The sequence below is a fragment of the Microthrixaceae bacterium genome, from assembly GCA_023957975.1.
Taxonomy (GTDB): Bacteria; Actinomycetota; Acidimicrobiia; order Acidimicrobiales; family Microtrichaceae; genus JAMLGM01.
The window spans coordinates 369,207-394,381 of sequence record JAMLGM010000002.1; the positions used below are offsets into that span (position 1 = coordinate 369,207).

24 protein-coding genes are annotated in these 25,175 nt (G+C 67.0%); 8 read left to right on the forward strand and 16 right to left on the reverse strand.

Translation table 11 applies throughout. The features are described from left to right. The 3 genes from nuoL to M9952_04440 are packed head-to-tail and all read left to right on the forward strand — an operon-like array spanning window position 1 to window position 5,140. Window positions 1–1,974, forward strand: coding sequence for an NADH-quinone oxidoreductase subunit L (gene nuoL / locus M9952_04430; protein MCO5312169.1), 1,974 nt, complete (start codon window positions 1–3; stop codon window positions 1,972–1,974). Further along, window positions 1,974–3,569, forward strand: a complete 1,596-nt coding sequence (locus M9952_04435) for an NADH-quinone oxidoreductase subunit M (protein MCO5312170.1) — start codon at window positions 1,974–1,976, stop codon at window positions 3,567–3,569. Before nuoL ends, M9952_04435 begins: the two co-directional genes overlap by 1 nt. After that, window positions 3,569–5,140 (forward strand): NADH-quinone oxidoreductase subunit N, encoded by a 1,572-nt coding sequence (locus M9952_04440; GenBank protein ID MCO5312171.1) that lies wholly within the window; start codon window positions 3,569–3,571, stop codon window positions 5,138–5,140. Before M9952_04435 ends, M9952_04440 begins: the two co-directional genes overlap by 1 nt. On the opposite strand, the gene M9952_04445 is transcribed toward M9952_04440, so the two are convergent. Next, window positions 5,122–5,949 carry an MTAP family purine nucleoside phosphorylase gene (locus M9952_04445; GenBank protein ID MCO5312172.1) on the reverse strand — a complete coding sequence of 276 codons (828 nt, stop codon included), beginning with the start codon at window positions 5,947–5,949 and terminating at the stop codon, window positions 5,122–5,124. The two genes, M9952_04440 and M9952_04445, sit on opposite strands and share 19 nt — an antisense overlap. A 145-nt stretch (window positions 5,950–6,094) precedes the next feature. Between M9952_04445 and M9952_04450 the strand changes: the two genes are divergently transcribed. Next, complete coding sequence (locus M9952_04450; protein ID MCO5312173.1) at window positions 6,095–6,808, forward strand: SGNH/GDSL hydrolase family protein; 714 nt, start codon at window positions 6,095–6,097, stop codon at window positions 6,806–6,808. 126 nt (window positions 6,809–6,934) lie between these two features. On the opposite strand, the gene M9952_04455 is transcribed toward M9952_04450, so the two are convergent. The 4 genes from M9952_04455 to M9952_04470 all read right to left on the reverse strand — a co-directional run bounded on the left by M9952_04455 (window position 6,935) and on the right by M9952_04470 (window position 10,442). After that, window positions 6,935–7,918, reverse strand: a complete 984-nt coding sequence (locus M9952_04455) for a hypothetical protein (GenBank protein ID MCO5312174.1) — start codon at window positions 7,916–7,918, stop codon at window positions 6,935–6,937. A 147-nt stretch (window positions 7,919–8,065) separates the two neighbouring features. After that, window positions 8,066–8,641 (reverse strand): hypothetical protein, encoded by a 576-nt coding sequence (locus M9952_04460; GenBank protein ID MCO5312175.1) that lies wholly within the window; start codon window positions 8,639–8,641, stop codon window positions 8,066–8,068. Window positions 8,642–8,679: 38 nt separating this feature from the next. Next, window positions 8,680–9,144, reverse strand: a complete 465-nt coding sequence (locus M9952_04465; protein ID MCO5312176.1) for a hypothetical protein — start codon at window positions 9,142–9,144, stop codon at window positions 8,680–8,682. Between the two features lie 41 nt (window positions 9,145–9,185). Continuing rightward, entirely contained in the window at window positions 9,186–10,442 is a 1,257-nt protein-coding gene (locus M9952_04470; protein ID MCO5312177.1) for a nucleotide sugar dehydrogenase, read from the reverse strand. 190 nt (window positions 10,443–10,632) lie between these two features. Here M9952_04470 and M9952_04475 point away from each other — a divergent pair, with 190 nt between their 5' ends. After that, window positions 10,633–12,435, forward strand: a complete 1,803-nt coding sequence (locus M9952_04475; protein ID MCO5312178.1) for a polysaccharide biosynthesis protein — start codon at window positions 10,633–10,635, stop codon at window positions 12,433–12,435. A gap of 274 nt (window positions 12,436–12,709) precedes the next feature. Here M9952_04475 and M9952_04480 read toward each other — a convergent pair whose 3' ends face one another. The 7 genes from M9952_04480 to M9952_04510 form a co-directional block, all read right to left on the reverse strand. Continuing rightward, on the reverse strand, window positions 12,710–13,834 hold the full coding sequence (locus tag M9952_04480; GenBank protein ID MCO5312179.1) for a hypothetical protein: 1,125 nt from the start codon (window positions 13,832–13,834) through the stop codon (window positions 12,710–12,712). Between the two features lie 181 nt (window positions 13,835–14,015). Continuing rightward, window positions 14,016–16,442, reverse strand: coding sequence for a DUF4012 domain-containing protein (locus M9952_04485; protein MCO5312180.1), 2,427 nt, complete (start codon window positions 16,440–16,442; stop codon window positions 14,016–14,018). Then, window positions 16,439–17,587 carry an aminotransferase class I/II-fold pyridoxal phosphate-dependent enzyme gene (locus M9952_04490; protein ID MCO5312181.1) on the reverse strand — a complete coding sequence of 383 codons (1,149 nt, stop codon included), beginning with the start codon at window positions 17,585–17,587 and terminating at the stop codon, window positions 16,439–16,441. Before M9952_04490 ends, M9952_04485 begins: the two co-directional genes overlap by 4 nt. Before the next feature lie 20 nt (window positions 17,588–17,607). Continuing rightward, window positions 17,608–18,834 (reverse strand): glycosyltransferase family 4 protein, encoded by a 1,227-nt coding sequence (locus M9952_04495; GenBank protein ID MCO5312182.1) that lies wholly within the window; start codon window positions 18,832–18,834, stop codon window positions 17,608–17,610. Continuing rightward, complete coding sequence (locus M9952_04500; GenBank protein ID MCO5312183.1) at window positions 18,831–19,676, reverse strand: polysaccharide deacetylase family protein; 846 nt, start codon at window positions 19,674–19,676, stop codon at window positions 18,831–18,833. Before M9952_04500 ends, M9952_04495 begins: the two co-directional genes overlap by 4 nt. Before the next feature lies 1 nt (window position 19,677). After that, on the reverse strand, window positions 19,678–20,619 hold the full coding sequence (locus tag M9952_04505; protein MCO5312184.1) for an NAD-dependent epimerase/dehydratase family protein: 942 nt from the start codon (window positions 20,617–20,619) through the stop codon (window positions 19,678–19,680). A gap of 200 nt (window positions 20,620–20,819) precedes the next feature. Beyond that, entirely contained in the window at window positions 20,820–21,491 is a 672-nt protein-coding gene (locus M9952_04510; protein ID MCO5312185.1) for a DUF433 domain-containing protein, read from the reverse strand. A 57-nt stretch (window positions 21,492–21,548) separates the two neighbouring features. Between M9952_04510 and M9952_04515 the strand changes: the two genes are divergently transcribed. After that, entirely contained in the window at window positions 21,549–22,190 is a 642-nt protein-coding gene (locus M9952_04515) for a hypothetical protein (protein ID MCO5312186.1), read from the forward strand. Window positions 22,191–22,337: 147 nt separating this feature from the next. Here M9952_04515 and M9952_04520 read toward each other — a convergent pair whose 3' ends face one another. Beyond that, the gene (locus M9952_04520) at window positions 22,338–22,706 is read right to left on the reverse strand and encodes a type II toxin-antitoxin system VapC family toxin (GenBank protein ID MCO5312187.1); all 369 of its coding nucleotides are present in this window, start codon (window positions 22,704–22,706) and stop codon (window positions 22,338–22,340) included. Next, window positions 22,703–22,963, reverse strand: coding sequence for an AbrB/MazE/SpoVT family DNA-binding domain-containing protein (locus M9952_04525; protein MCO5312188.1), 261 nt, complete (start codon window positions 22,961–22,963; stop codon window positions 22,703–22,705). Before M9952_04525 ends, M9952_04520 begins: the two co-directional genes overlap by 4 nt. Window positions 22,964–23,204: 241 nt before the next feature. Between M9952_04525 and M9952_04530 the strand changes: the two genes are divergently transcribed. Together M9952_04530 and M9952_04535 are read left to right on the forward strand one after the other, a co-directional pair. After that, window positions 23,205–23,459: an antitoxin gene (locus tag M9952_04530; GenBank protein MCO5312189.1), complete on the forward strand. Its 255-nt coding sequence runs from the start codon at window positions 23,205–23,207 to the stop codon at window positions 23,457–23,459. After that, entirely contained in the window at window positions 23,456–23,875 is a 420-nt protein-coding gene (locus M9952_04535) for a type II toxin-antitoxin system VapC family toxin (protein ID MCO5312190.1), read from the forward strand. Before M9952_04530 ends, M9952_04535 begins: the two co-directional genes overlap by 4 nt. A 157-nt stretch (window positions 23,876–24,032) precedes the next feature. On the opposite strand, the gene M9952_04540 is transcribed toward M9952_04535, so the two are convergent. Further along, the gene (locus M9952_04540) at window positions 24,033–24,680 is read right to left on the reverse strand and encodes an acetyltransferase (protein ID MCO5312191.1); all 648 of its coding nucleotides are present in this window, start codon (window positions 24,678–24,680) and stop codon (window positions 24,033–24,035) included. A gap of 118 nt (window positions 24,681–24,798) precedes the next feature. Beyond that, window positions 24,799–25,023, reverse strand: coding sequence for a hypothetical protein (locus M9952_04545; protein MCO5312192.1), 225 nt, complete (start codon window positions 25,021–25,023; stop codon window positions 24,799–24,801). Window positions 25,024–25,175 lie beyond the last annotated feature (152 nt).

A 25,175-nucleotide genomic window follows, 5' to 3' on the forward strand; every position in this document is an offset into this window, starting at 1 on the left:
ATGGATCAACTCCTTTGGCTCATCCCGGCGCTGCCGCTCGCCGGTTTCCTGGTTCTGCTCGTCGGCGGTCGCAAACTCGGCGACCCGAAGGCCGGCTATCTCGGCACCGCCGCGGTGGGGGCGTCGTTCCTCGTCGTGGTGGCGACCTTTTTCGACCTCATGGGTACCGACGAGTCGCAGCGGGCCCTCACCCAGCACCTGTTCGACTGGATTCCGGTCGGGAATTTCCAGGTCGGGGTCGGGTTCCTCGCCGATCCGCTGAGCATCACGATGGCGCTGTTCGTCACCGGCATCGGTGCCCTGATCCACCTCTATTCGGTGGGCTACATGAAGGGCGACCCGAAGTTCTCGAAGTTCTTCGTCTATCTGAACCTGTTCATCTTTTCGATGTTGATGCTGGTGCTGGGCGACAACTTGTTGATCACCTTCCTCGGTTGGGAAGGCGTGGGTGCGTGTTCGTACTTCCTGATCTCGTTCTGGCACACCGATCCGGCGAACGCCTCGGCCGGCAAGAAGGCCTTCGTCACGAACCGTGTCGGCGACTTCGGGTTCATGATCGCCACGTTCCTCACCTGGACCGCGGTCGGGTCGATCAACTACGTCGACATCGCCCACGCCGGTCACGCGGGAACGATCGCTCAGGGCACGATCATCGCCATCACGCTGCTGTTCTTCGTGGCGGCGACCGGCAAGTCGGCTCAGCTCCCGCTCTTCGTGTGGCTCCCCGACGCCATGGCCGGCCCGACGCCGGTCTCCGCGCTCATCCACGCGGCGACGATGGTGACCTCGGGGGTGTACCTGCTGGTGCGCCTCAACCCGATCGTGCATCAGGCGGCGTGGGCCCAAGACGTCATCGCCTGGGTGGGTGTGGCCACAGCGTTTGTGGCGGCGACGATCGCCATCAGCCAGAACGACATCAAGAAGGTGCTGGCGTATTCGACGGTGTCGCAGCTCGGGTTCTTGTTCCTGGCGGTCGGCACGGGCAACTACATCGCCGCCATCTTCCACATGGTGACCCACGCGTTCTTCAAGGCCCTGATGTTCCTCGGCTCCGGCTCGGTCATCTTGGGCATGGCGCACGAACAGGACATGCGCCGCTACGGCAACCTGCGCAAGTACATGCCGATCACCGCCGGCACCTACATCGTGGGTTGGTTGGCGATCGCCGGCGTTCCGCCGTTCTCGGGGTTCTGGTCGAAAGACGAGATTCTCGCCGGGGCGTGGGACAAGGGCGGTGCGGGCTATGCGCTATGGGCGATCGGTCTGGTGACCGCGCTGATGACGGCGTTCTACATGAGCCGCCAGGTGTTCATGACCTTCTTCGGTGAGGAGAAGTGGCGTGTGGCCGACGATCACGCAGCCGAAGGGGCTGAGGACGCCGATGAGGCGGCCGATCACGGCGACCACGACGATCATCACCATCACCTGACCCCGGATCACACCCCGGTCGAGTCGCCGTGGACGATGACGCTGCCCCTGGTCGTGTTGTGTGGCCTCGCCCTGGTCGGCGGTGCGCTCAACCTGCCCTTCACCCGGGAGGTGAAGTTCCTCGAGGAATGGCTCGTTCCCGTCATCGGCGAACATCACTTCCACACCGGCGGCATGGGCATCTTCGCTCTGGCGATCGTGGCCACGCTCACCTCGCTGATCGGTATCGCCGCCGCCGTGGTGGTGTATCTGCAGCGCAAGGTCGACCCCGAAAAGATCGAACTCGACGTGTTCGCGAAGGGTTGGTTCATCGACTCGAGCTACGCCGCCTTCATGGGCGGCCCGGGTCGCAAGCTCTTCGACGCCCTCGCCTGGTTCGACAAGACCATCATCGACGGGGCCGTCAACGGAATCGCCGGGATCGTGTCCTCGAGCAGCGGTGAGCTGTCGAAGACCCAGACCGGCCGGGTCCGCAACTCCGCCATCGGCCTCGCCGGGGGCGCCGTGGCGATCCTGGTGTACGTCATCGTGAGGAAGAACAGCTGATGAGTCTTCAACTACTCGCCTCGGCGGGCGCTCCGTTCGATCCGCTGTTGCCCCTCGTCATCGTCCCGATGGTCGGTGTCCTGGTGCTGGCATTCGTGCCCGCCGCGCGTCGCGACTCCTACAAGCTGCTCGCACTGTTGTTCTCGGGGCTGACCGGGGCGATCGCCATCCAGACCCTCGTGCAGTTCGACACGGCCGACGCCGGATTCCAGTTCGTGAAGAACTGGACGTGGTCCGAGGAACTCGGCATCAACTTCCACATCGGCATCGACGGCATCTCGCTGTGGATGGTGGTGCTCACCGGGCTCCTGTTCCCGATCGCCATCGCCGCGGTCAACCCGGAGAAGGAACCGAAGTCGTTCTACATGTGGCTGTTGATGCTGCAGGCCGGCTCGATGGGGGTGTTCATCGCCCTCGATCTGGTGTTGTTCTTCGTGTTCTTCGAGATCGTGCTGGTGCCGATGTATTTCCTCATCGGGCTGTGGGGTCACGGCGACCGCATCTACGCGGCGACGAAGTTCTTCATCTACACGATGGTCGGCTCGGCGTTGATGCTGGTGGGCATCTTGGCGACGGGATTCCTGCATCAGCGGGCGACCGGCACGTTGACCTTCGACGTCGTCGAGTTGGCCAACAGCCAGTCGCTGTCGACCACGGCGGCCCGGTGGATCTTCGCCAGCTTCGCGCTCGCGTTCGCGGTGAAGGTGCCGTTGTTCCCGGTGCACACCTGGCTGCCCGACGCCCATACCGAGGCGCCGACCACCGGTTCGGTGATCCTCGCGGGCGTCATGTTGAAACTCGGCGCCTACGGCCTGATCCGCTTCGGGCTCTACCTGTTCCCCGAGGCCTCGCAGTTCTTCCGTCCCTTGCTGTTGACCGTGGCGGTCATCGGCATCGTGTACGGCGCGGCGTGCGCCACGATGCAAAAAGACCTGAAGCGTCTCGTGGCGTACTCCTCGGTCGCCCACATGGGCTTCATCATCTTGGGCATCTTCAGTTTCACCCGCCAGGGCATCGGCGGTGGCGTGTTGCAGATGCTGAACCACGGCATCACGACCCCGGCGTTGTTCATCCTGGTCGGGCTCATCTACGAGCGTCGCCACACCCGCCAGATCGACGAGTTGGGCGGCCTGCAGAAGGTCGCGCCGATCTTCGCCGGCGTGTTCATGTTGGTCATGCTCAGCTCGGTTGGGTTGCCGGGCCTCAACGGGTTCCCCGGAGAGTTCCTCACCCTGATCGGTGCGTTCAAGGGGGCCCGCTGGTGGGCGGTGGTCGGCACCTCGGGCACCATCTTCGCTTCGCTGTACCTGCTGTGGGCCTATCAGCGGGTGTTTCACGGCGAGCCGTCGGAGGACAACGAGTCCTTCGGGGAGCTGAAGGCCTCCGAGGCCATGGGGTTGTTGCCGCTGCTGGTGCTGATCGTGGTGCTCGGCGTGTATCCGAAGCCGGTGCTCGATCGCATCGAGCCGTCGGTGGACGCGCTGATGGAGCACATGGGCACCCATGAGTCGTCGATCGACGTGACCGATGTCGTGAGCGCGGACCTTACCGGCGCCGAGAGCGCGGCCGCCGACGGTGAAGAAGGTGGACACTGATGTTGACGCACATCCTGCAGGATCCGGGGATCACCCCGATCTCGGCCGACGGCGTCGAGTTGGCCACTCCGAAGATCGAGTGGGGGTACATGACCCCGCTACTGGTGTTGTTCGTCGGCGTGGTGGTGTTCCTCGTCGCCATGTCGCTCATCCGCAAGATGCTCACCCCGGCGGTCGCTGCCGGGTTGACGATCGTGATCGCCGCGGCGTCGCTGGTGTCGACGATTCCGTTGTGGCGCCGGGTGGAGAACCCGGCTGAGGGTCCGATCGGTGCGATCGGCGGCGTGTTCGGCGTCGACCGGTTCTCGTTGTACGTCACCGGTTTGATCTGCGTGGCGGTCATCTTGGTGGCCCTGTTGTTGGCCGACTACATGCGCCGCGAAGAAATCGTCGGCCCCGAGCTGTTCCTGTTGATGATCCTGTCCGCGGCCGGCGGGGTGATCATGGCGGGGGCGAACGACCTGATCGTGTTGTTCATCGGCCTCGAGGTGTTGTCGATCTCGGCCTATGTGATGTGTGCGATCCACGATCGTCGCCTCAGCAGCCAGGAGGCCGGCTTCAAGTACTTCGTGTTGGGCGGCTTCGCCTCGGCGTTCCTGCTCTACGGCGTGGCCATGGTGTACGGGGCGACCGGTTCGACCAGCCTGTTGCACATCTCGGATTTCCTGGCCGACAACCTGTTGGAACACGACGGGCTGTTGTTGGCCGGCCTGGCGCTCATGTTGGTCGGGTTCGGATTCAAGATCGCCGGTGCCCCGTTCCACATGTGGGCTCCCGACGTCTATCAGGGTGCGCCGTCGCCGATCAGCGGGTTCATGAGTTCCGCGGTGAAGGTCGCGGCATTTGCGGGGCTGTTGCGGGTGTTCGTCGTCGGGTTCTCCACCCAGGCCGAGCAGTGGCGTCCGATCGTGTTTGCCATCGCGGTACTGTCGATGCTCGTCGGGGCGATCATGGCGGTCACCCAGACCAACGTGAAGCGCATGTTGGCCTACAGCTCGATCAATCACGCCGGGTTCATCCTGTTGGGGGTCGAGGCCGCGACGGCGCGTGGCACCTCGGCATCGCTGTTCTACCTGGCCGCCTACACGGTGATGACGATCGGAAGCTTCGGCGTGGTGACCCTGGTCGGCCGCAAGGGCGACGGCCGTCACAACCTGTCGGACTACCGGGGCCTCGGACATTCGCGTCCGGGTGTGGCGCTGGTGTTCACGGTGTTTCTGTTGGCTCAGGCCGGCACGCCGTTCACGGCCGGGTTCGTGGCGAAGGTCGGGGTGATCTCGGCGGCGACGAGCGTGGGCCACTGGGCGATTGCGATCGTGGCGATGGTGAGCGCGACCATTTCGTGTTTCCTGTATCTGCGCATCGTGGCGTCGATGTTCTTCATCGGCGGCGGCGACCACGGCGACGAGCCGCTCGAACTCGAAGGCCCGCCGGTGCGGGTGCCGGTGAGCGCGGCGCTGTCGCTGGCCATCGCACTCGTGATCACCGTGGGGATGGGCGTGCTGCCCGGCATCGTGTCCGGTTGGTCGGGCGATGCGGAACCGGCGCTGGTTTACGCCTCCCAGGACTGATCCTGGGCCCCGACCGAGTCGGGGAGCGTGAGCGAACCGATCGTGGTTCGCAGCAACGACTTCAACACCTCGGCGTTGTGGCGCAGAGTTGCGAGCACCTGTTCGCCGGTCACCGGCGCGACGTCGGGTTCGCCCTCAAGGCCGGCGTCGTGATCGGTGATGATCCCGACGCCGAGCGAGGCCATGGCGGCCTCGCGAACGAGCGCCACCTCGGGGGCCTGGGTCATGTTGACGAGGTCCCATCCCTGAGCGGCGTGCCAGCGCGACTCGGCGCGGGTGGAGAACCGAGGACCATCGATCACCACGACGGTTCCGCCGCGGTGCACGCGAAGGCCGAGCCCATCGGCGGCGTCCGTGAGTTCGCGGCCCATGGTCGGGTCGTAGGGGTCCGCGAAGGTGAGGTGCACGGTTTCGGGTCCGTCGAAGAAGGTGCCCTCGCGCCGTGAAGTCCGGTCGACGAGTTGGTCGACGACGACGAGGTCTCCCACGCCGAGGTCGGGTCGCAGGGCTCCGCAGGCGAACGGCGAGATGACGGCGCGGGCGCCGAGTCGGGCGAAGGCCCAGACGTTGGCTCGGTAGTTCACCCGGTGGGCGGGGATGGTGTGATGGATGCCGTGGCGGGCGATGAAGGCGACGCGTCGCCCGTCGACCGAGCCGACCATCGGCACCGAGGAGGGCGGACCGTAGGGGGTGTCGAGCGGGATCGGGGTCAACCCTTCGACGAAGGAGTAGAAGCCGGACCCGCCGAAGATGGCGAGGTCGACCGGTTCGGCGAGGGCGGGGTCGTCGGAGGGCGGCAGTGGGAACATCGGGCGAATGGTAGGCGCGGCCCGGAGATCGGCGGCATTGGAGCATCCGCACCGAAACAACCTCTGGATCTCTGAGATCGTTCTCAGTATCATCAAAGGACACGGAGACCCGGAACGGGTGTCCCCGAGGTGGGAGAGTTACAGCGTGGCGCGTGCGTTGGGAAGGCTGCTTGCCGCCGCATTGTTGATCATTTCTCTCGTGGGTTGCAGCGACAGCACGCCCCAGTCGGGCACGCACCCGAGCGCTGGCTGCGATGGCGAGGCCCGGGTCATGTTCGCCGGCGACTCGATCATGGTCGAAACCGTCGCCCGGCTCGGGTTCCCCACCGGTGTCGTGTGGGGCAGCGTCGCAACCGGCAGCTCCGGGTTCACCCGTCCGCTCACCGGCGACGACTCGACGAGCCGCAATATCGGCGAACGGGTGCTGGCGGCGCTCGATTCCTGCAACTCCGAGGTCGATCTCGTGGTGTTCAACGGCGGCATCAACGACCTGATGTCGGCTCAACCGCTCGCACCGCTCGTCGACGCGGTGACCGCACTCGACGACGAGCTTGCCGCCCGCGGCATTGCGACCGTGTGGCTGCCGATCACCCCCTGGGTGGTGTCGACGTTGACCCCGTTCGATCACCGCTACGAGCGCCGCCTCGAGTACAACGACTGGCTTCGTGCAGCGAAGGGCAACGACCGTGTGCTCGAGTGCAACGACGTGCTGGCAAGCCCCGGCGCCGCCGTCGAGCAGATGAACAGCGCATATCGCACGATGGCGGATCTGGTGACCCCCGATCGGGTGCATCCCTCCTCCGCCGGCTACCAGGTGTATGCGAACTGCCTGACTCCGAAACTCGCAGCGCTCTACTGAGCCGGGCACGGTTTCAGGGCCGGCGTTGCGACGCAGACCCTGAAACCGTGTAGCTGGGTACCCGGGTAGCCGGGCGCCAGTTGCCTGGTGGCTGTCGGCTGTCGGCTGTCGGCTGGTGGCTGTCGGCTACGGCGCGAAGGTGATCGTCGCGAACGCGGTGTTCTGGCCCGTCGGGTCAGCGGTGCCGTGGGCGCGCACCGAGCCGATGCTGCACGAGTCGGCGGTGGAGCAGTCGACCTCGCCGATGTTCTTGGCGGTGGCGAGGGTGGTGCGCCATGCGCCGGACGCGTTCACCTGGCTGGGGAAGGGCAGGAACTTGGTGGGACCCCAGGCGGCGGAGTTGGTGCTCCAGTCGGCGGGGAGCGCGGATTGGGTCCAAGGCATCTGCCCGACGTAGATGCCCGGTCCGGCGGCCTGGTAGCCGACGCCGCTCACGGTCACGGTCTCGCCGTTTGCGAGGTCGGCCGATTTCGAGACCAGCATTTGGGTTTCGGTCGGTGCCGCGAAGGTCACCGGGGCCGAGAATGACCACGACGGGACCGTGCCCATGTGCGCCGACCACACGTAGACGTTGCAGGCGTCGATGTAGCAGTTGACGGTCTGGCCCTGGCCGTTGAACAGCGCCACGGTGTTGATGGTGGCCGAGAAGCTTCCGTCGGCCTCCAGCTTGGCGCCCGACGCGGTTTCCGGCGACGGACCCGTGGGTCGGATGTACTTCGCGCTCGTGTAGGCGGTGGGAACCGGGCCCGACCCGGTACCGATGGCGACGTACACGCCTGCGACAGCCGCGTTGGCGGGGGTCCCGGGCGGGGTGATCAACGCCGGGTCGAAGCCGGTGCCGGTCACCGTGACGGTGGATCCGACCTGGGCCAGACCGGTGGTGTTGGTGAAGGTCGCGTTGGCGACCATCGGAGCGAGGGTCGTCGGGGTTTCGGTGGTCGGCGTCTCGGTGGTCGGCGTCTCGGTCGTGGGGGTTTGCGTCGTGGGCGCCTGGGTCGAGGTGGTGGTGGAACCACCGGGTCCTTCGGGGACACAGGCGACGCCGAGGGTGACTGCTGCGGTCAGGGCCGCGGTCGCACCTACGAGCCGGGGGGCGGGCTTGCGAATCATCGTTTCATCTCTCCTGTCGGATCGTCGTGCCCACGGTGGACACGTACGGCGTCGTCAGTCGGGGGAAGACAACTGGACGGTAGGTGAGACTAACATGATGTTAGCTGGGGCTAATAAATAGAAGTAGACAAGGCTATCTCAGCTCGTTCACGAGGGTGCGGTCCTGGTGCTTCCGGTGGACGGCGCGGGAAGCGCCGCGGCGACCAGCCGCGAGGTGTCGATGAGCGCGTCGAGTGTCTTGCGGTGCGCTCTGCGGCCCCGGCCGGTCGGGTCGCTCAGGTCGTGGGCCCCGGGTCCGGCACCGAGGAACGACCCCAGCGACCGACTCTCGGTCAGGCGCTGAAGGTACGCATCGAGCGGTTCGTGGTCGGTCGCTGGGGTGGAGGCGACCAGCGTCGCGAGTTCGTCGATGGTGTAGACCCGGAACCGGTCGACCCGGACGATCTCGATGATCGGCAGCAGGTGGGCACGCTCGGCGGCGACGACCAGGTCGACCCCGTGGGCGGCGACCTCCTCGATCGGCCGGGCGGCGTGGGAGCGGACGAGGTGATCGAGGTTGCGGCGGCGCAATGCTGCGACGACCTCCTCGGTGGGGGGTGCTCCGGCGTGTGCGTCGACCCCGGCCGATTCGATGACCAGGGGTCGCCGGAGTTGGGCGAACGCGTCGGCGAGCGTGGCCGCCATCATGACGCTTCGACACTGATTGGCCGTGCAGACCGTCACGATGTGCATGATGCCTTCCCGGGGCGGTTGGGCGCGCGTCAGTGATTGCGTGTCGGGGCGTCGCGAAACCTGAACCGCATGAGCGTCTGCAACTGGGTCATGACCAGCGACAACGCGATCATCAGGATCGACTGGGTCAAGCCGATGGACAACACGGCGATGCCCACCGCGAGGCGCGTCGAGTTCCACGGGTTGGAAAACGCGCCGACCTCCTGAGCGTTGTAGATGATGAGCCCGCCGGCGATGAGCGTCGCTCCGAACAACAGCCATCCCGACACGAGCAGGAAGGTGGCGAATCCCGTTCCGCGGTTGAGGCGCACGCCGGAATCGATGTCGGTGGCGCGCCGTGCCATCGCAGCGCCCTCGGGCGTTGGAGTTCCGGGCGAGCGTCGGTCGATGAGGCCCGAGCGCGGGTCGCCGAAGAGGCGGACCTCCTCGGCGCCCTCGGCGCGCTCGGCGTCGTTTGCTGCGCTAGCGCGATCGGTGGGAATGTCGTCGGACATCGCCCGACACCCTAGTGGTGGCCGATCGGCAGGGGGTGGGTCTACAGGTGTTCGACGTTGGGGCCCTCGAGGCGGTGGCGGCAGTCGAGCACGAGGCGGGCGTTGCCCACGATCGCTGCGGTGTCGAAGTTCGAGTGATCGACGAGGAACAACACGATGTCGGCCTCGGCGATCTGTTGCGGGGTGCCCTCGGCTCGGGAGACGCCGTCGGGGAACTGACGGTCCTCGACGTGGGGGTCGACGACCGACACGTTTGCGCCGAGGCCGGTGAGCAACTCGCAGATCGGCACCGACGGGGTTTCGCGGGCGTCGCCGGTGTCGGCCTTATAGGCGAGACCGAACACCAGCACCTTCGACCCCTTCACCGACCGTTCGGCCTCGTTGAGGAGGAACTGCACCCGCCGCACGACATAGTCGGGCATGTGGCTGTTGACGTCGTTGGCCAGCTCGACGAAGCGGAAGGTCTGGCCGAGGCGACGCTCGATCTGCCACGACAGATAGCTCGGGTCGATCGGCAGGCAATGCCCGCCGACACCGGGGCCGGGGGTGAAGCGCATGTATCCGAACGGCTTGGTCGACGCGGCGTCGATCGCCTCCCATACGTTGATGTCGAGATCTTTGGCGAACATGGCCAACTCGTTGACGAGCGCGATGTTGACGTGGCGGAAGGTGTTCTCGAGCAGCTTGGTGAGTTCCGCCTCGCGGGTGCCCGACACCGGCACTGTGGTCTCGACGAGGCGGTCGAAGAAGCCCTGGACGTGGGCGAGCGACTCGGCGTTCATTCCCGACACGACCTTCGGGGTGTTTTCGAGGCGGTAACGCTGGTTGCCGGGGTCGATGCGTTCCGGGCTGTAGCCCAGGTGGAAGTCGACGCCGCCGGTGAGGCCCGAGCCGGCTTCGAGCAGCGGCAGGGACAGTTCTTCGGTGGTGCCCGGGTAGGTGGTGGACTCCAGGATGACGGTGGCTCCGGCCCGAATGTGGGGGGCGAGGGTGGAGCTGGCGGATTCGATGTAGGTGAGGTCCGGGAGACCCTCGGCCATGGGGGTCGGCACCGAGATCACGGCGATGTCGAACCCGGCGAGGTCGGCGGGGTCGGCCGATGCCCGGTAGCGCCCCGTGGCGATCGCGGCGCCGAGGCGTTCGTCGGTGATGTCTTCGACATGGGAGCGCCCGGCGTTGAGCCCGTCGACCTTGCGCTGGTCGAGTTCAAACCCGACGACGTCGTAGTCCACCTCGGTGGCGCGCACCGCCACCGGAAGCCCGACGTAACCCTGTCCAATGACGACAACTCGCTGCACCAACGTCCTCCGTTTTTCGGCTGCCGCATCAGTCTGCGGAGCGTGGCGGGCAGGGTCAACAGGACGGTCGACCCGGGCCCACAGGGTCGATCGACCCAGCCGCAGATGAGTTTGACGTGCCTCTTGAATCCTCGCCGCAGGCGGGGGAAGCTTATTGCACGGTTCGGGACACAACTGGGGATCCACTTCGATGACTTTTTCCACCGCGCTGGTGCGTTTCAGGTTTGCCCTGCAGGCGTTGTTCGACGCCACCAGCTGGTTTGTGGCGATCATGGCGGCGACGTTGTTGCGCTACGACTTCGACCCGAGCCGCATCGACTTCGTGTCGGTGGCCCGTTTCGGGCTCGGCATCGGCCTGTTCCAGGTGGTGGTCGGCCGCTTCATCGGGCTCTACATCCACCGCTGGCGTTACGGCACCTTCGAAGAGGTCGCCGCCGCCATCCGTTCGGCGGCGATCGTCACCGTGGTTTCGACGCTGCTGAACCCGGTGTTCGACCGTCTGGTGCCGGTGTCGGTGCCGATCCTGGCCGGCCCGATCGCCCTGTGCGCGATGTTCGGTGGCCGATCGGCGTGGCGCGTCATCCGCGACCGCACCCTTCGCCCCGATGCGGAGACCGCAAAGCGTGTCGTCGTGTTCGGCGCCGGCGAGGGCGGGGCCGGGCTGATCCGGTCGATGCTGAACAATCCCAACTCGCCCTATGTCCCGGTGGCGTTGTTGGACGACAGCCCCGACGTGCGCAACCTGTGGATCCGGTCGGTGCCCGTCGAGGGCGGCCGCGACGACCTCGCCGAGGTGGCGAAACGCCACGGGGCGACCGGGCTGGTGATCGCCATTCCGAGCGCGTCGGGCGACCTGATTCGCGAGTTGGTGGCACGCGCCGACGAGGCACACCTGACCACGATGGTGCTTCCCCCGGTTGGTGAACTGTTGGGTCAGCTTCCGTCGGTGGGCGACGTTCGCCCCCTCACCGAGGCCGATCTGCTGGGCCGACGTGAGTTGAACACCGACATCGAGTCCGTGGCCGGCTACCTGACCGGCCGGCGGGTACTGGTGACCGGCGCCGGCGGATCGATCGGTTCGGAGTTGTGCCGCCAGATCGTGCGGTTCGCACCCGAGTCGCTCGTCATGTTGGACCGCGACGAGTCGGCGTTGCAGGCGGTGCAGGTGTCGATCGAGGGCCGCGGGCTGCTCGATTCGCGCAACCTCGTCGTGGCGTCGATCCGCGACCTCGACCGGATGATCGAGGTGTTCGAGGAGCACCAGCCCGACGTCGTGTTCCACGCCGCGGCGCTCAAGCACCTGTCCCTGCTCGAGATGCACCCCGAGGAGGGGTTCAAGACCAACGTGTTGGGCACCTACAACATGTTGGAAGTGGCGAAGCGCTTCGGGGTGTCGACCTTCGTCAACATCTCCACCGACAAGGCGGCCGACGCGTCCTCGGTGCTCGGGCGCACCAAACGCCTCGCCGAGCGTCTGACGGCCCATTACGCGGTCGGGTCGGATCAGTCGTATCTGAGCGTGCGCTTCGGCAACGTGCTGGGCAGCCGCGGTTCGGTGATCCCGCTGTTTCGTGCGCAGATCGCACGCGGCGGTCCGGTGACGGTTACCCACCCCGACGTCACCCGCTTCTTCATGACGATTGAGGAGGCCTGCCAGTTGGTCATCCAGGCGGGCGCGAGCTCGGCCTCGGGTGAGGTGCTGGTGCTCGATATGGGCGAACCGGTGAAGATCACCGATCTGGCGAATCGTCTGATCGCCGAGTCCGATCGCCCGATCGACATCGTGTACACCGGGCTGCGTCCGGGTGAGAAGCTGCACGAGGTGCTGTTCGGCCCCGACGAGGAGGCTCAGGCCCGCACCTCCGAGCACCCGCTGATTTCGCGGGTGCCGGTGCCGGCGCTTGACCCGGCGTTGTTGCACGATCACATCGCCGAGGCGGCCCTTCCGGTGCGCCCGGCCACCCCGGTCACCCCGGTCCGCGGCACCGAGTAAAAGCCCGCCTCCGAGTCGGTCGGGCGGCTCCGGGGGGCCTGCGCGTTATTGCAGAAGTGACCCCTGGGGGCCAGATGGCGCCCAAAAACTACCCGCGTTCGGGCTGGGGTGGGCGTTCTGGCTGGGGGTGGTGCCGGGTGCCCAGGCGCGTACCGCTCGGGGTGCCTTAACGGCAAACTTCCTGCAGAAAGTGACACGTGGTGTCACTTTCTGCAGGAAGTTTGAGCGTTAGATGCCAGCGCTACCCGCTTGGCGCCAAGCGCGAGGCTCAGCCTCAGGAAGCGAGCTGGCGGCGGGACTTCAACAAGATGAGCGCACCGACCATCACGGCCGCGGCACCGATGCGCAACAGCACGCTGGTGGTCGAGCCGGTCCAGGCGAGGTTGCTGCCGCCGACTCCGCTACCAGCCGTGGTGCTCGGAGCCGAGGATGGGGTCGTGACCTCGTTGCCGTCGACATCGCCGGCCTGGGTCGTGGTGGTCTGACCCGCTTGAGTCGTGGTCGTCTGGCCGGCCTGGGTGGTGGTGCTCGCCGCTGCGCCGCCCTCGGTGCAGATGGTGAAGCTGATCGGGTCGACGCTGTTGGCCTGGCCCCACGGGGCGTCGGGGAACTGGTCGGGAAGGTGGTGGGCTCGCACGCCGTCGATGGCGCTCGTAAGCGTGACCGACCCGAGCGGTCCGATCCATTCGGCGTTGGCGATCATGTCTGCGAGGTCTTCGGTGGGTGCCGAGCGGGCCACGACCGTGCTGCCGGAAAGGAACTCGATTTCCCAGATCTCGGAGGTCTGGGTCTGGGTGACTCGACCGGGGTAGCTGTCTCGCGAGACGGCCTCGATGATGTTCCAGGTGCCTGCCGCCAGGCTGATCGGTTCGATGCCCGTGTATTCGACCTTGGGGTTGTAGCCGTCCCAGTCGATCAGGCGGGTGCCGTCGAAATGGATGGTGATCGGGTCGGTGCCGCACTCGCCGACGGTCGGCGTCGTGGTGGTCGTGCCGCCGCCGCCGATGGTGATGTCGACGCTGAGCGGCCCGTTACAGGCGGGGTCGTTCGCTTGGATGCGCGCCGGGCCGGCGGGGGCATCGGCAGGGATGGTCACCGAGGTGGAGAAGCTGCCGCTCGCGTTCGTGACGACGTTGCCGAGCAGGTAGACGTTCGACCCGATGACGAGTTGGATGGACACGGTGCTGTTCGGCGCGGTGGAGCCGCTGACGGTGATCGTGTCGCCGGGGTTGGGAGACGGGTTGCTGACCGACAGGCTGGCCGCAACGTATTCCGAACAGCTGGTGGTGGCGGTGCCGCCCTGGGCCGCGACGGGGCCGGCGGGGATCAGCCCGGCACCGAGAGCGACAACGATTGCAGAGGCCGAAAGGGCTGCAGTTGTGCGCTTTTTGGCGTTCATGTGGACTCCCTTGTGGTTCCCGCCGCCGGCATTTTCGAATGCCGAACAGCCCCGTCGGGTGAGCGATGAACTCTCATGCTATCCCGACGTATTCGACTTAGAGTCTGAACGACTCGGAGGTTCGGGTCAAGGCTGGGGGCTAGGTGAAATGGCCCGTTCTCGAACCGCGGTGTGGGGCGGTTCATCTGAGTGCTGCCGACAGGCGGTGCTCGCCGAGGTCTTCGACCGTGGTTGTCGCCTCGGTTTCGAGGACGTCGAGCCCGTCGGCCGGCCGGAACGATCCGTCGGTGCTGGTGATGGTGACGTTCGTCGAGCCGGGATTCAGGGTGGGTTGGGCCGCGATGAACAGGTCATACGCGCGTGCGGGTTGCAGGCGGCCATTCAGTTCGAATCGCACGGTGCGCTCGCCGCCGGCGGGGACGTCGACGCGCACGGTGTGGCGCCACCCGCGCCCCTCGACGAGCGGCATGGCGCCGACCTCCGCGTTGTCGACGCTCACCCCTTTCAACCCGAGGGGAGTGATGACGGCGAGGTCGGTGCGGTTCGTTCCCCACGGGGCTCCGAATCCGTTGCCGATGACGACGTCGGGAAGCCCGGTGGCCGGGGCGGTGTTGCGCAGCGTGACGGTGACGGTGGCGGTGACCTCGCCGGTGGCCGGGTTCCACAGCACCCGGTAGTCGTTGTCTCGGGTGAGGTAGGCGTCGATCTTTGAGGGGTTGGCGTTGCGATTCACGACGGCGAGGTAGTCGGTGGCGGTGTCGTCGAAGGTGTTGCTCAGCCCGGTGAGGTCCATGAGCGGCTGGTCGTCGTCGTGGAACGAGATCATGCGGAGGCGTCCGGCGTGCACGAGGGGAGAGAAGGTGTCGCCGATGCTTCGGGGGCCGGGCAGGGTGGAGCTCTGGAAGCGTTCGAAGACGGTTTCGATGAATTCGGTGACGGCGTCGTCGCCCTCGGAGTCGGTGCCGTAGTCGGCGAACTGGTCTTTGGTGAGGAAGCCGACCACGTCGCCGGAGCCGATGGTGCGGCCGAGCCCGGGGGCCTCGACGGGGCCGGTGATGGCGAGCAGCGCGGACACGACGTGGGGGTCGGCGTACAGGACGCCGTCGACGCTGCGCCCCGTGGCGGCGGTGAACAGGCGCGACGACATCTGTGCGACGAAGGAGAAGTCGAGCGATCCGCTCCAGTTCTGGGGGTAGCGGGCGGGCTGCAACCCGACCATGCTTTCGGGCACGTTGCCGTCGTCGGCGACCGCTGCGTCGAGCTGGGGTTGTGAGAGTTCTGAGGGGCGACCGACTTCGGTGAGGTTGACGGCGCCGTCGGCGATGGTGAGTTCGGCCCAGTTGCCGAGGTGTCCGCCGAGGTCGCGCAACTCCGCCGGGTTGCCCAACAACACGAGGTAGCGGCGTTCGCCTCCGGCGCCGAGCAGGGCGGGGGCGTGGTCGAGGGCGATGCGGGCGACCCGGGTCTGTCCGCCGTAGTCGGTGACTTTGTCGTCGAGTTCGTCGACCCGGGTGGCGAGCGGGGGCAACAGCCATTCGCGGGTGAGGCCATCGATGGTGTCGCCCGCGGCGTTGAGGGCGTCGTCGGCCCGTGCGACCGGCCCGCTGATCGATTCGAGGACGGCGAGGTCGACGCCGCCTCCGTCGCGGCGGATGGCGTCGTAGTCGACACTCGAGGTGAGTTCTGCGGCCGCGGCGCTGAGGTCGGCGCCGGCGCTGGAGACCTGTTCGACCACGGCCATGTTCTGGGCGGCGATGGGGATGAGGCGCGCCGGCGACAACAGGATCGATCCGCCGGATTCGACGCTGGCGAACCCGGCCTGGGCGCGGGTGAACCCGTCGGTTGCGGCCTCGGTGTCGCCGTCGGATGCGGCGTCGACGGCGTTGCGGAGGTCGGTGGCGGAGGTGCGAAGCGTCGACACCGAGGTGGCGGCGCGGATGCCGGCCATGATGAACCCGGCGATGAAGATGACGGCGATGGCGGCGATGCCTCGACGGACGTTGCGGCGTGCGGCGCGGCTGCTGATCTTGTACCCAGACCACATCAGCGGCACCACCGCGAGGGTGCCCAGGATGACGGTGGACCCGAGGAACGGTCCGGGGCCGAGGCGAAGCGCGGCGAGCGAGATGGCCGCGCCGAGGGTGGCGCCGACGAGTCGGTTGCGGAAGTCCTTCCACGCCGCGTACCCGGCGCCGGCGAGGGCGGCGATGCCGAGGATCTGGCCGAGGCCGACGCCGAAGATGGCGACGATGCCGGCGCCGAACACGAGCGACCATCGTCGCGACCTCGATCCGGCGAGGGTGACCGCGGCGACGAACGCGGCCCGATAGATGGCGTCGACGATGTCGTGGCCGGTGGCGGCGCCGGGGCTGAGCGCTCCGAGCACGGCGCCGAGCACCAGCAGTGCGATGAGCGCCTGAAGTTCGCCTTGGGTGAGGCGTGACCGACGTCGGCGATGGGTGCTGGTGCGCCTCGACCGTTCGGGCGGTCCCGTAGGTGGCGGAGGCGGCGCTGGCGGCGCTGGCGGCGCGGCGGGTGAGTCGGCGGCGGGTGAGGCCGCAGCGGCCGAGGCCGTGAAGGGCGCGTCGGTCGTGGGGTCGGTGGTCATCGCGCGCCAGTTGTGGTTTTGGCGGCGCGGTCGAACTCGACGATCGCCTCGATGACCCGGGTCTGGTCGGTCTCGGTGAGCGAGGATCCGCTCGGCAGGCACACGCCGCGCTCGAACGCCTGCTCGGCGACGGTGCCGCCGAGGTAGAGCGCGTCGGCGAACACCGGCTGTTGGTGCATCGGCTTCCAGGCGGGTCGCGACTCGATGCGTTGCGCGGCGAGGGCGGCCATGAGCTCGGTGGGGGTGTAGGGCAGCGTCGGGTCGAGCAGCGCGACGGTCAGCCAGCCGTTGTCGGTTCCGCCGGCGCTGGGTCGGCGAATCGACCAGCCGTCGAGTTGTTCCAACTCCCGGATGTAGCGCTGCCGCACGGAGCGTCGGTGCTCAATCTTGGCGGCGAGCCCCATGAGTTGGCCCCGGCCGAGTGCGGCCAACAGGTTGGAGAGCCGGTAGTTGTAGCCGACCTCGGTGTGTTCGTAGTGGGCGACGGGTTGGCGAGCCTGGGTCGACAGGTAGCGGACCCGTTCGGCGAGGCGTTCGTCGTCGGTGACCAACATGCCGCCGCCGCTGGTGGTGATGATCTTGTTGCCGTTGAACGAGAACACCGCGGCGTGTCCGAACGATCCGGCTCGCCGCGACCCTCGCCACGCGCCGAGGCTTTCGGCGGCGTCTTCGATCAGGGCGACGTCGTGGCGTTCACATGCGGCTTCGATCGTTTCGTAGTCGGCGCAGTCTCCGTAGAGGTCGACACAGAGGACAGCCTTGGGGAGCCGGCCGGCGGCGGCGCGTTCGTCGAGGAATTCGGCGAGGCGGGCGCCGTCGAGGTTCCAGGTGTCCTCGTCGGAGTCGATGAACACCGGCGTGGCGCCGCAGTAGGTGACGACGAATGCGGTGGCGCCGAAGGTGAAGGTCGGAACGACGACCTCGTCGCCCGGGCCGACGCCGAGTTCCAACAGGGCGAGGTGCAGAGCCGCGGTGCCGCTGGAGAGGGCGACGGCGTGTGCGGTGTCGCTCCAGGCCAAGATGTCGGCCTCGAACCCGTCGACGTGGGGGCCGAGCGGGGCGATCCAGTTCGAGTCGAACGCGTCGAGGAGGAGTTCGCGTTCTGTCGGCCCGACGTCGGGGGGCGACAGGAAGATCTGGGTCAACTCGTGAGGGGAGGGGTCGGTCACGCGGGCCTCGTTGTGTCGTCTGCCCTGGTCACCGCCGGCCGGCCGGGCAGGAGTTCACGATACGCCGCAAGGGTGACACTCACGACGTTGCGCTGGTCGAAGTGGGTGGCGGCGCGTTCGATGGCGGCGGCGCTCATGGTGTGGCGCAGGGGCGGATCGGTGCACAGGTCGACGATGGCTTGTGCGGCGGCGTCGGCGTCGCGAACCGGGATGAGGCGTCCGGTGACTCCGTCGTCGACGACCTGGCGACACCCGCGAATGTCGGTGGCGATGATCGGAAGTCCGCTCGCTGCGGCTTCCATGGCCGAGCGGGGAAAGCCTTCGCGGTATGACAACAGCACGTACACATCGAGGGCGCGGTAGAGGCGTTCGACGTCGTCGCGCATGCCGAGGAACCGCACGCCGTCGGCTTCGGCTTGGGCGATGGTGGCGGCGTCGAGGGCGTCGGCCTTGTCGGGTTCGTGCGGGCCGACGATCAGCAGCACCGCGTTTGGCACCTCGGCTCGCACGCGTTGCCAGGCGGCGATGAGTTCGCGGTAGCCCTTTTCTTCCACGAGACGCCCGACCGCGCCGACGACGACGGCGCCATCGGCGATGTCGAGTTCGTGGCGAACGGCGGCTCGGTCCTCGGGGGTCGGGGGGCCGAAGCGGTCGAGGTCGATGCCGTTGCCGAGCAGGCGGATGCGGCGTTCGGGGATGCGAAGGGATCGCAGCGTGGCGATGTCTTCGACGTTCTGGACGAGTTCTCGATCCGAACAGATGGCGGCGATGCGTTCGGCTCCGTAGACGGCGACCCGGCGCACGAGGCGATCCTCCGGGGTGGCGTAGAGGCCGTGCACCGTGTTGATGATGACGGGGACTCGGGCGATCTTGGCGGCGATGCGTCCGTACACGCCGGTCTTGGGGTTGTGGGTGTGGACGATGTCGGGGCGCAGGGTGCGGAATTGGCGCACGAGTTCGCGCAGGGCCCGAACGTCGGCGAACAGGTCCATCGACCGGGTGGCGTTGTCGAGGGCGACGTGGCGGATGCCGCGGGCCTCGACGGCGGGCACGAAGGGGCCGGGGGCCGACATGGCGATGACCTCGTAGCCCGCCTGGGCGAAGGCAGAGAGTTGAGGGCCGAGGAGGAGTTCGAGACTGATGTCGGCGGTGGTGAGGTGGATGAGGCGCGGGCGCGATCCCGACGTCGTTGAGGCTTGCGCGCTGGAGGTCGGCGCGCTCACCGGTTCTTGCCCCGATAGCGGATGGTGTTGATGCGTCGGCGCAGCGCGTCCTCGAATCCGAGGCCGCCGTCGAATTTGGCGTGGGCGTCGCGTTCGTCATCGGCGGCCTGGATGGGGGATCGCGACAGTTGGTGCAGGTCCGCGGTGGCGCTATTGGCGCGGGTGCCGGCGAGCACGGCGGAGTCGAAGCGTTCGCGCACGGCCGAGTCGGCGGCGGGCGAGGGCGGCAGCGCCTTGGGGTAGGCGAAGTGGCGTGGGGCTGCGCCGAGGTGGTCGCCGATGAGGTCGATGCTGCGGTCGAGCTCCTCGGCGATTGCGCTGGGTGCGAGGCGGTCGAGCAGCACGTGGGTGTGGGTGTGGCTGGCGATGGTGGCGACGCCGGTGGCGGCGAGTTCCTCGACCCCCGACCAGCTCAGCGCCTGCTCGCCGTCGGGGAGGGGTTGGGCGCCTTCGGTGTAGGCGGTGGTGAGGTAGAAGGTGGCGGGTGCGTCGTGGGCGACGAGGATCGGGGCGACCACGTCGAGCCAATCGGCGGTGCCGTCGTCGAAGGTCAACACGACGCCCGGTTCGAGGGCGGAATTGCCGCCCGCTTCGGCGGCTTCGGTGAGTTCGGCGACGGCCTGATCGAGGGAGATGATCCGACGGTTGTCGCTCAGCCACGCGATCTGGTCGGTGAACACGGCCGGGTCGAGGTTCATCTGGCCGCCGCCAGCGGCGCCGACGCGGTGGTAGATGGCGATGACGATGCCGCGCTCGGGCGGGGAGAGCCGATCGGCGAGATGTGCGGTGGCTTTGAGGGCGCGCCGGGGCAACGATGTCTTGGGAAGCGACCGTTCCCCCATGTCAGGCGAGGGTGCGGAACCACTCCACGGTGCGGGTGAGTCCGGTGGCGAGGTCGACGGGTTCGATGTCTGGGAACAGGGCTCGGAGGCGGTCGTTGGCGGCCTGGGAGTGGGGGACGTCGCCGGTGCGCGAGGGTTGGAAGTCGACGGCGAGGTCGGTGCCGAGTTCACCTTTCAACAGTTCGATGACCTCGAGCAGGTTGGTGCGCGAGCCGAACGCGAGGTTGACCGGTTCGGGCGAGGAAACCCGCCGCAGGACGGCATCGGTGATGACCGAGGCGACGGTGTCGACGTAGGTGAAGTCGCGCGACTGGGTGCCGTCGCCGTGCACCGGAAGGGGGCGACCGGCGAGGGCGGCGTCGACGAAGGCCGGGATGACCGCGGCGTACGCGTGGCCGGCGGCTTGGAGGGGGCCGAACACGTTGAAGAAGCGGAAGGCCAACGTCGCCATGCCGTAGCTCGACCCGTAGGCGAGGGCGTAGGCCTCGGTGGCGAGTTTGGAGGCGGCGTAGGGGCTGAGTGGCCGGGTGGCGAGGTCTTCGTGTTTGGGCAGTTCGGGGTTGGAGCCGTACACCGAGGAGGACGAGGCGACGATGACCTGCACGTCGCCGGCGCGGCGGGCGGCTTCGAGCACGTTGAGGGTGCCGGTGGCGTTTGCGTGATGGGAGGCAACCGGGTCTTTCACCGAGCGGGGCACCGACGGGCGAGCGGCGAGGTGTACCACGGCGGAGGCCCCGGCGATAGCGGCGTCGAGTTCGTCGGGGTTCAAGATGTCGCCCTCAACCAGGCGCACGACGGAGGTGTCGAGGCCGTCGAGGTTGGTGCGGAACCCGGTGGAGAGATTGTCGAAGGCGACGACCTCGGTGATCTCGTCGGTGTTCGACATGATCCGGGCGAGATTCGCCCCGATGAATCCGGCACCGCCGGTGATGACTACCTTCACGTGTTCTCCGATGATCGTGTTGGCGGGCGTGGTGGTCAGGGGCGAAGGTGCGCCGCTCTGCTGTTCGCTACCCACCGATTCAGCCTCGTCAGTATGCCAGCATGCGCCGGAATCGGGCATGTGGGTGGTTCACCCAGTGCCGATGCCCAGCACGTTCTCATCGAAGTAGTACCGAAGCTTTCCGCGCCGCGCAGCCATTGCTATGCGGCCTCGTAGCGCAGGGCATCTTCGACTTCAGAGACCGTGAGGTCGAACGTGTCGGCTATTGCCTCGATCTCTTCGCCGGTCTTGAACTGTTCGAAGATAACTTCGGTCCTGACTCCTCGCACCGCCGGAGATCCGCTGTTCCTGTACGGATCGATGGTGACCGACGCAGACGTCGCCAATGGGCGGATCAATACGGCCGTGTTGTCCCGATCGGGGTCGAATTCCGTGGTCGAATAAAAGGTCTGTGCTCCGGTAGACAGCTTGAGCTGGCCACTCGCGACGACGACAAGACTCAGACGATGATCGAGCCCGACCTCCTCTTGCACCTTAAGCACGAGATCTCGACCGTCAGTGAACGGCCGAGCGTGGGCGAGCGGGTACTTCGTTTGGAATCTCTGCCGGAGGAGTGCGACCGCGGGTCGCATCTGCTGCATCGAGACTCCTGCATTGCGGAACTCCGAGAGGTATCGGGTTTCGACGAACTCACCCCAGGTGACGTATGGGCTGTCGGTCGGGTGCTCACGGACGACCGGTGCGTACTGTTTGCCGCCGCGGGTGTAGCCGTCGATCCACCGCTTTGAGGTGCCTGCGCGAAGATGGAGGAGCCGATCGACTTCGCCGTACCCGTAGGTTGGACGGTCGAGGAGATCCACGGTGTTGGGCATGGCCTCATCGTAACGGCGAGGCCTGACACTCACGCCGGTGATGCGTAACGTCGCGGTGTGGTCGTTGGGGTGGTGAGTGGTCTCGATGCTGCGTTCGTGCAGCGGTGGCATCTCGAACTCGCGGCGGCCGGGCTGGTGCTCGGGCTTGTGGTCGCGCTGGCGATGTGGCTGAGCCGCAGTGTGATGCCTCGGGCGTGTGGCGACCTCGAGGTGTGGCTGCCGGTGCTGTTCACCCTGACCCTTGTCGGACTGTGGGCGACGGTTCCCGACACGGAGCTTGCGGTGTTCGTCGCCGCGGCGGCCGTGCCGATGGCGGTGGTTGGGGTGATGGGACGCTTGGCGTTCGGGCCGGGGGCGCGGGCGGTGGCGTTGTTCGCGTGCGCGCTCGTGGCCTGGGTCGGTTCGGCCGGGTACCTCACCGCGTGGCTGGGTGCGCTGTGCTGCCTGGCGGTGTCGTTCGGATGCGCCGTTGTGCGGCGAGCGGCGTCGGTGGGGGCTGGTCGCATCGGGGTGCTGCTCGGCATTCATCTCCTCGCGAACGTGCTGGGGTCGCGAGTGGTCGCACAGAGAATCGGATCCGACGCGACCGCTCGCGTGTGGTTGATGGCAGCGGTTGTCGTCGCGGTGGCCCTGGTGGCGGTGCGGCTGCAGGCGCACGGTGCAAAAGGCAGAATGAAAAAGGTGCAGAAGGTCGACTGAGACCTTGGCGACGGGTTGTCCGCGTCCCACGAGCGGCGGCCCTCACTCGTTTCCCGATAACCAGTGGTCGTGATCACGACCACTGGTTATCGGGAAACGGGCGAAGTGCGTCTGCGTGGACGCGGCGCTGTGTGAGATCTCGCCCGCTCAGCGGATCTGGCGAATCCCTGGTCGATCTCCCCACGCGGAATCAGCTGTCACCACGACGGCGTTGAGTCGAGCGCCGAGCGCCAGGCACAGTCGGTCGGCGAGCGAGAGGCCGGATCCCCGACGCCATAGCTGCGCGGCGAGCTCGGCATCGGTCGCGCTGACGGGAACGATCTCGACGGGGTAGCTCTGCAGGAGCGCTCGCGCCTCGTTCCAGGACCCGCCTGCGGCAGAGACTTTCTGACAGATCTCCGACCAGTTGGCGGCGCCGATCACGGCGCCCTCCACAAGCGCGGCCTCGACTTCGACGGCTCCTGGTTCGCCGCGGAGGTAGGCCAAGACAGCTGATGCGTCGAGGACCGCGGTCATGGTGTGTCGAGGGTGTGGCTGTCTTCCTCGCGCGCAGCCGCACGTCGCTCGGCGAGCAGATCGGCGACGACATCAACTCCTTGGAGGCCGGCTCGCACCCGGTCGCGAAGCTGTTCGCGGGTCAGAAGAACCAATCCGTCGGGAGCTTCGAGCAGCACCAGCGGAGTGCCCGGGGTGAGGCCAAGTCGTTCTCGCACATCGGCCGGAACGACCAACCTGCCCCTGTCTCCCATCGAGATGGTGTGTGTCCCACTCATGAGTGAACCGTACCATTGTGGTGAGGCGATGGTGCGCGGGTGATACGGAGCCGGGGCCCTCAACGAGGTCGCCTACGGCTGCTTGTGCGCCCGCTCGCTGTGTGGGCAGTCTGGCGAAATCCGATAACCAGTGGTCGTGATCACGACCACTGGCAATCGGAGAACAGGTGAGGTCAAGCCGTGCCGACACCGAATGACAGCACAATGATAGAATGCTGTCATTCCTGAGGAGGTGACGGTGATGGCTGTACTCACGATTCGAAATGTGCCCGACGAGGTACACCGAGCGTTGCGGGTCCGTGCGTCTCAACGCGGCCGTAGCGCGGAGGCTGAGGTTCGCGAGATTCTGAGCGCAGCGCTTCTCCCGGCGGAGCGAATCCGTCTCGGCGATGCGTTGGCCGAGCTCGGTCGGGAACTGGCCCTGACCGACGACGATGTCGAGGTGCTCAATGCTGTACGGGATCGGACTCCCGCCGAGCCGCCGAACTTGCCGTGATCGTCCTGGACACCAACGTCGTCTCCGAAGCTATGCGGCCTGAGCCCGACTCTGCGGTGATGAACTGGCTCAACGCCCAGGAGGCCAACACGCTGTACCTCTCGAGCGTCACTCTTGCCGAGTTGTTGTTTGGCATTGGCGTGCTGCCGGATGGCCGCAGGAAGGCTGGGCTCGTGCAGGCGCTTGATCGGCTTATGGGCTTGTTCTCCGGCCGGGTTCTGCCGTTCGACCAAACCGCCGCCCAGCGCTATGGCGAGATCGCGGTCGTCGCCCGCTCGGTCGGACGCCCGTTGCCAGCAGTTGATGGGTATCTTGCGGCCACCGCTGCTGCGAGCGGTTACGCACTGGCGACGCGCAACATTCGACACTTCATCGATACCGGCGTCGAGTTGATCAACCCGTGGCAGGAACACTGACGACGGCGCCGTTGAGTTGCTCAATGCTGTAGGGGTTCGGACTCCCGCCGAGCCTGCCGGGCAGTCTGGCGAACTCCGATAACCAGTGGTCGTGATCACGACCATTGGTTATCGGAGAACGGGTGAGGTGGGCTGAGGTCGAGGTCCGGAGGTCGGCTCAGCCGTGGACGGGGCGGGCGGGGGCGCCGACCACGAGGGTGTCGGGGGCGACGTCGTCGAGCACGACCGCTCCGGCTCCGATGCGGGCGCTATCACCGATGGTGACCCCGCGGGTGACGATCGCGCCGGTGCCCAGGAACACGTCGTTGCCGATGGTGACGTCACCGTTGACGAACACGCCGGGGCTCATCTGTACGAACTCGCCGATGGTCGAGTCGTGTTGGACGGAGCATCCGACGTTGATGTGGGTGTGGCGTCCGATGGTGACGTTGGTGGTGAGCACCGAGTTGTCGTAGATGACCACGCCGTCGCCGAGGCGTACGTCGAGGCCGAGACGTACGTAGGGCGACACGATGGTGGCGGCGGTGCAGCCGGCGGCACCGAGTTGTTGAGAAAGCGAGCGGCGGGTTGGTGGGGATCCGATTCCGACTGCGTAGGCGCCAGGGTGTTCGATGAGCCACGACAGTGTGCCGAGGAACGTCACGTCGATCCGGGCGAGTCGTTCGAGGTCTGGTGAGCCGTCGTCGACGAACCCGAGCAGGTTCCAGTGCGGTTCGACCTGATTGATGGACGCGACGACCGACGCGAGTTCACGTCCGTGCCCACCGGCACCGACGATGACGAGATCACGCGCGGTGTCGGTCATGGTTGGGTTCGGTGGGTGGCGGGCGTCGTGTCCATGAATCGAGCGTATCGAGCGATGAGGATGGGAGGTCCCGGCCGCGTGGCGGTGGGCACCCTGTCGGATGTGTCGGTGGCCTCGGTTACCGGCACAGCACGGCCGCAACGAGTGCGAGCATCGTCACGACCATGCTGCCGACCACCCACCTCGTCTGAGCGGCGAAGTTCTCGGCCATCAGCTTGGTGATGCGGTCCTCGAAGCTGTCGAAACGTGCGTCGATCTTGGCTTTCAGGTTCTCGACGTCCGCTCTCGATAGCGCGATGTCGGCTTTGGTGCCACGGCATTCGCGGCTCCCGACAGCGTCCACCAATTCGCGAGCCGGCTGGGCAGGTCGGTGAACTCCGATAACCAGTGGTCGCGATGACGACCACCGGTTATCGGAGAACGGGCAGGGCGTCCGCCCGTCAGGCGCCTCGAGTAGTACAAAGGGGTGCTCGATCGGTACGGAATCGGTACAAG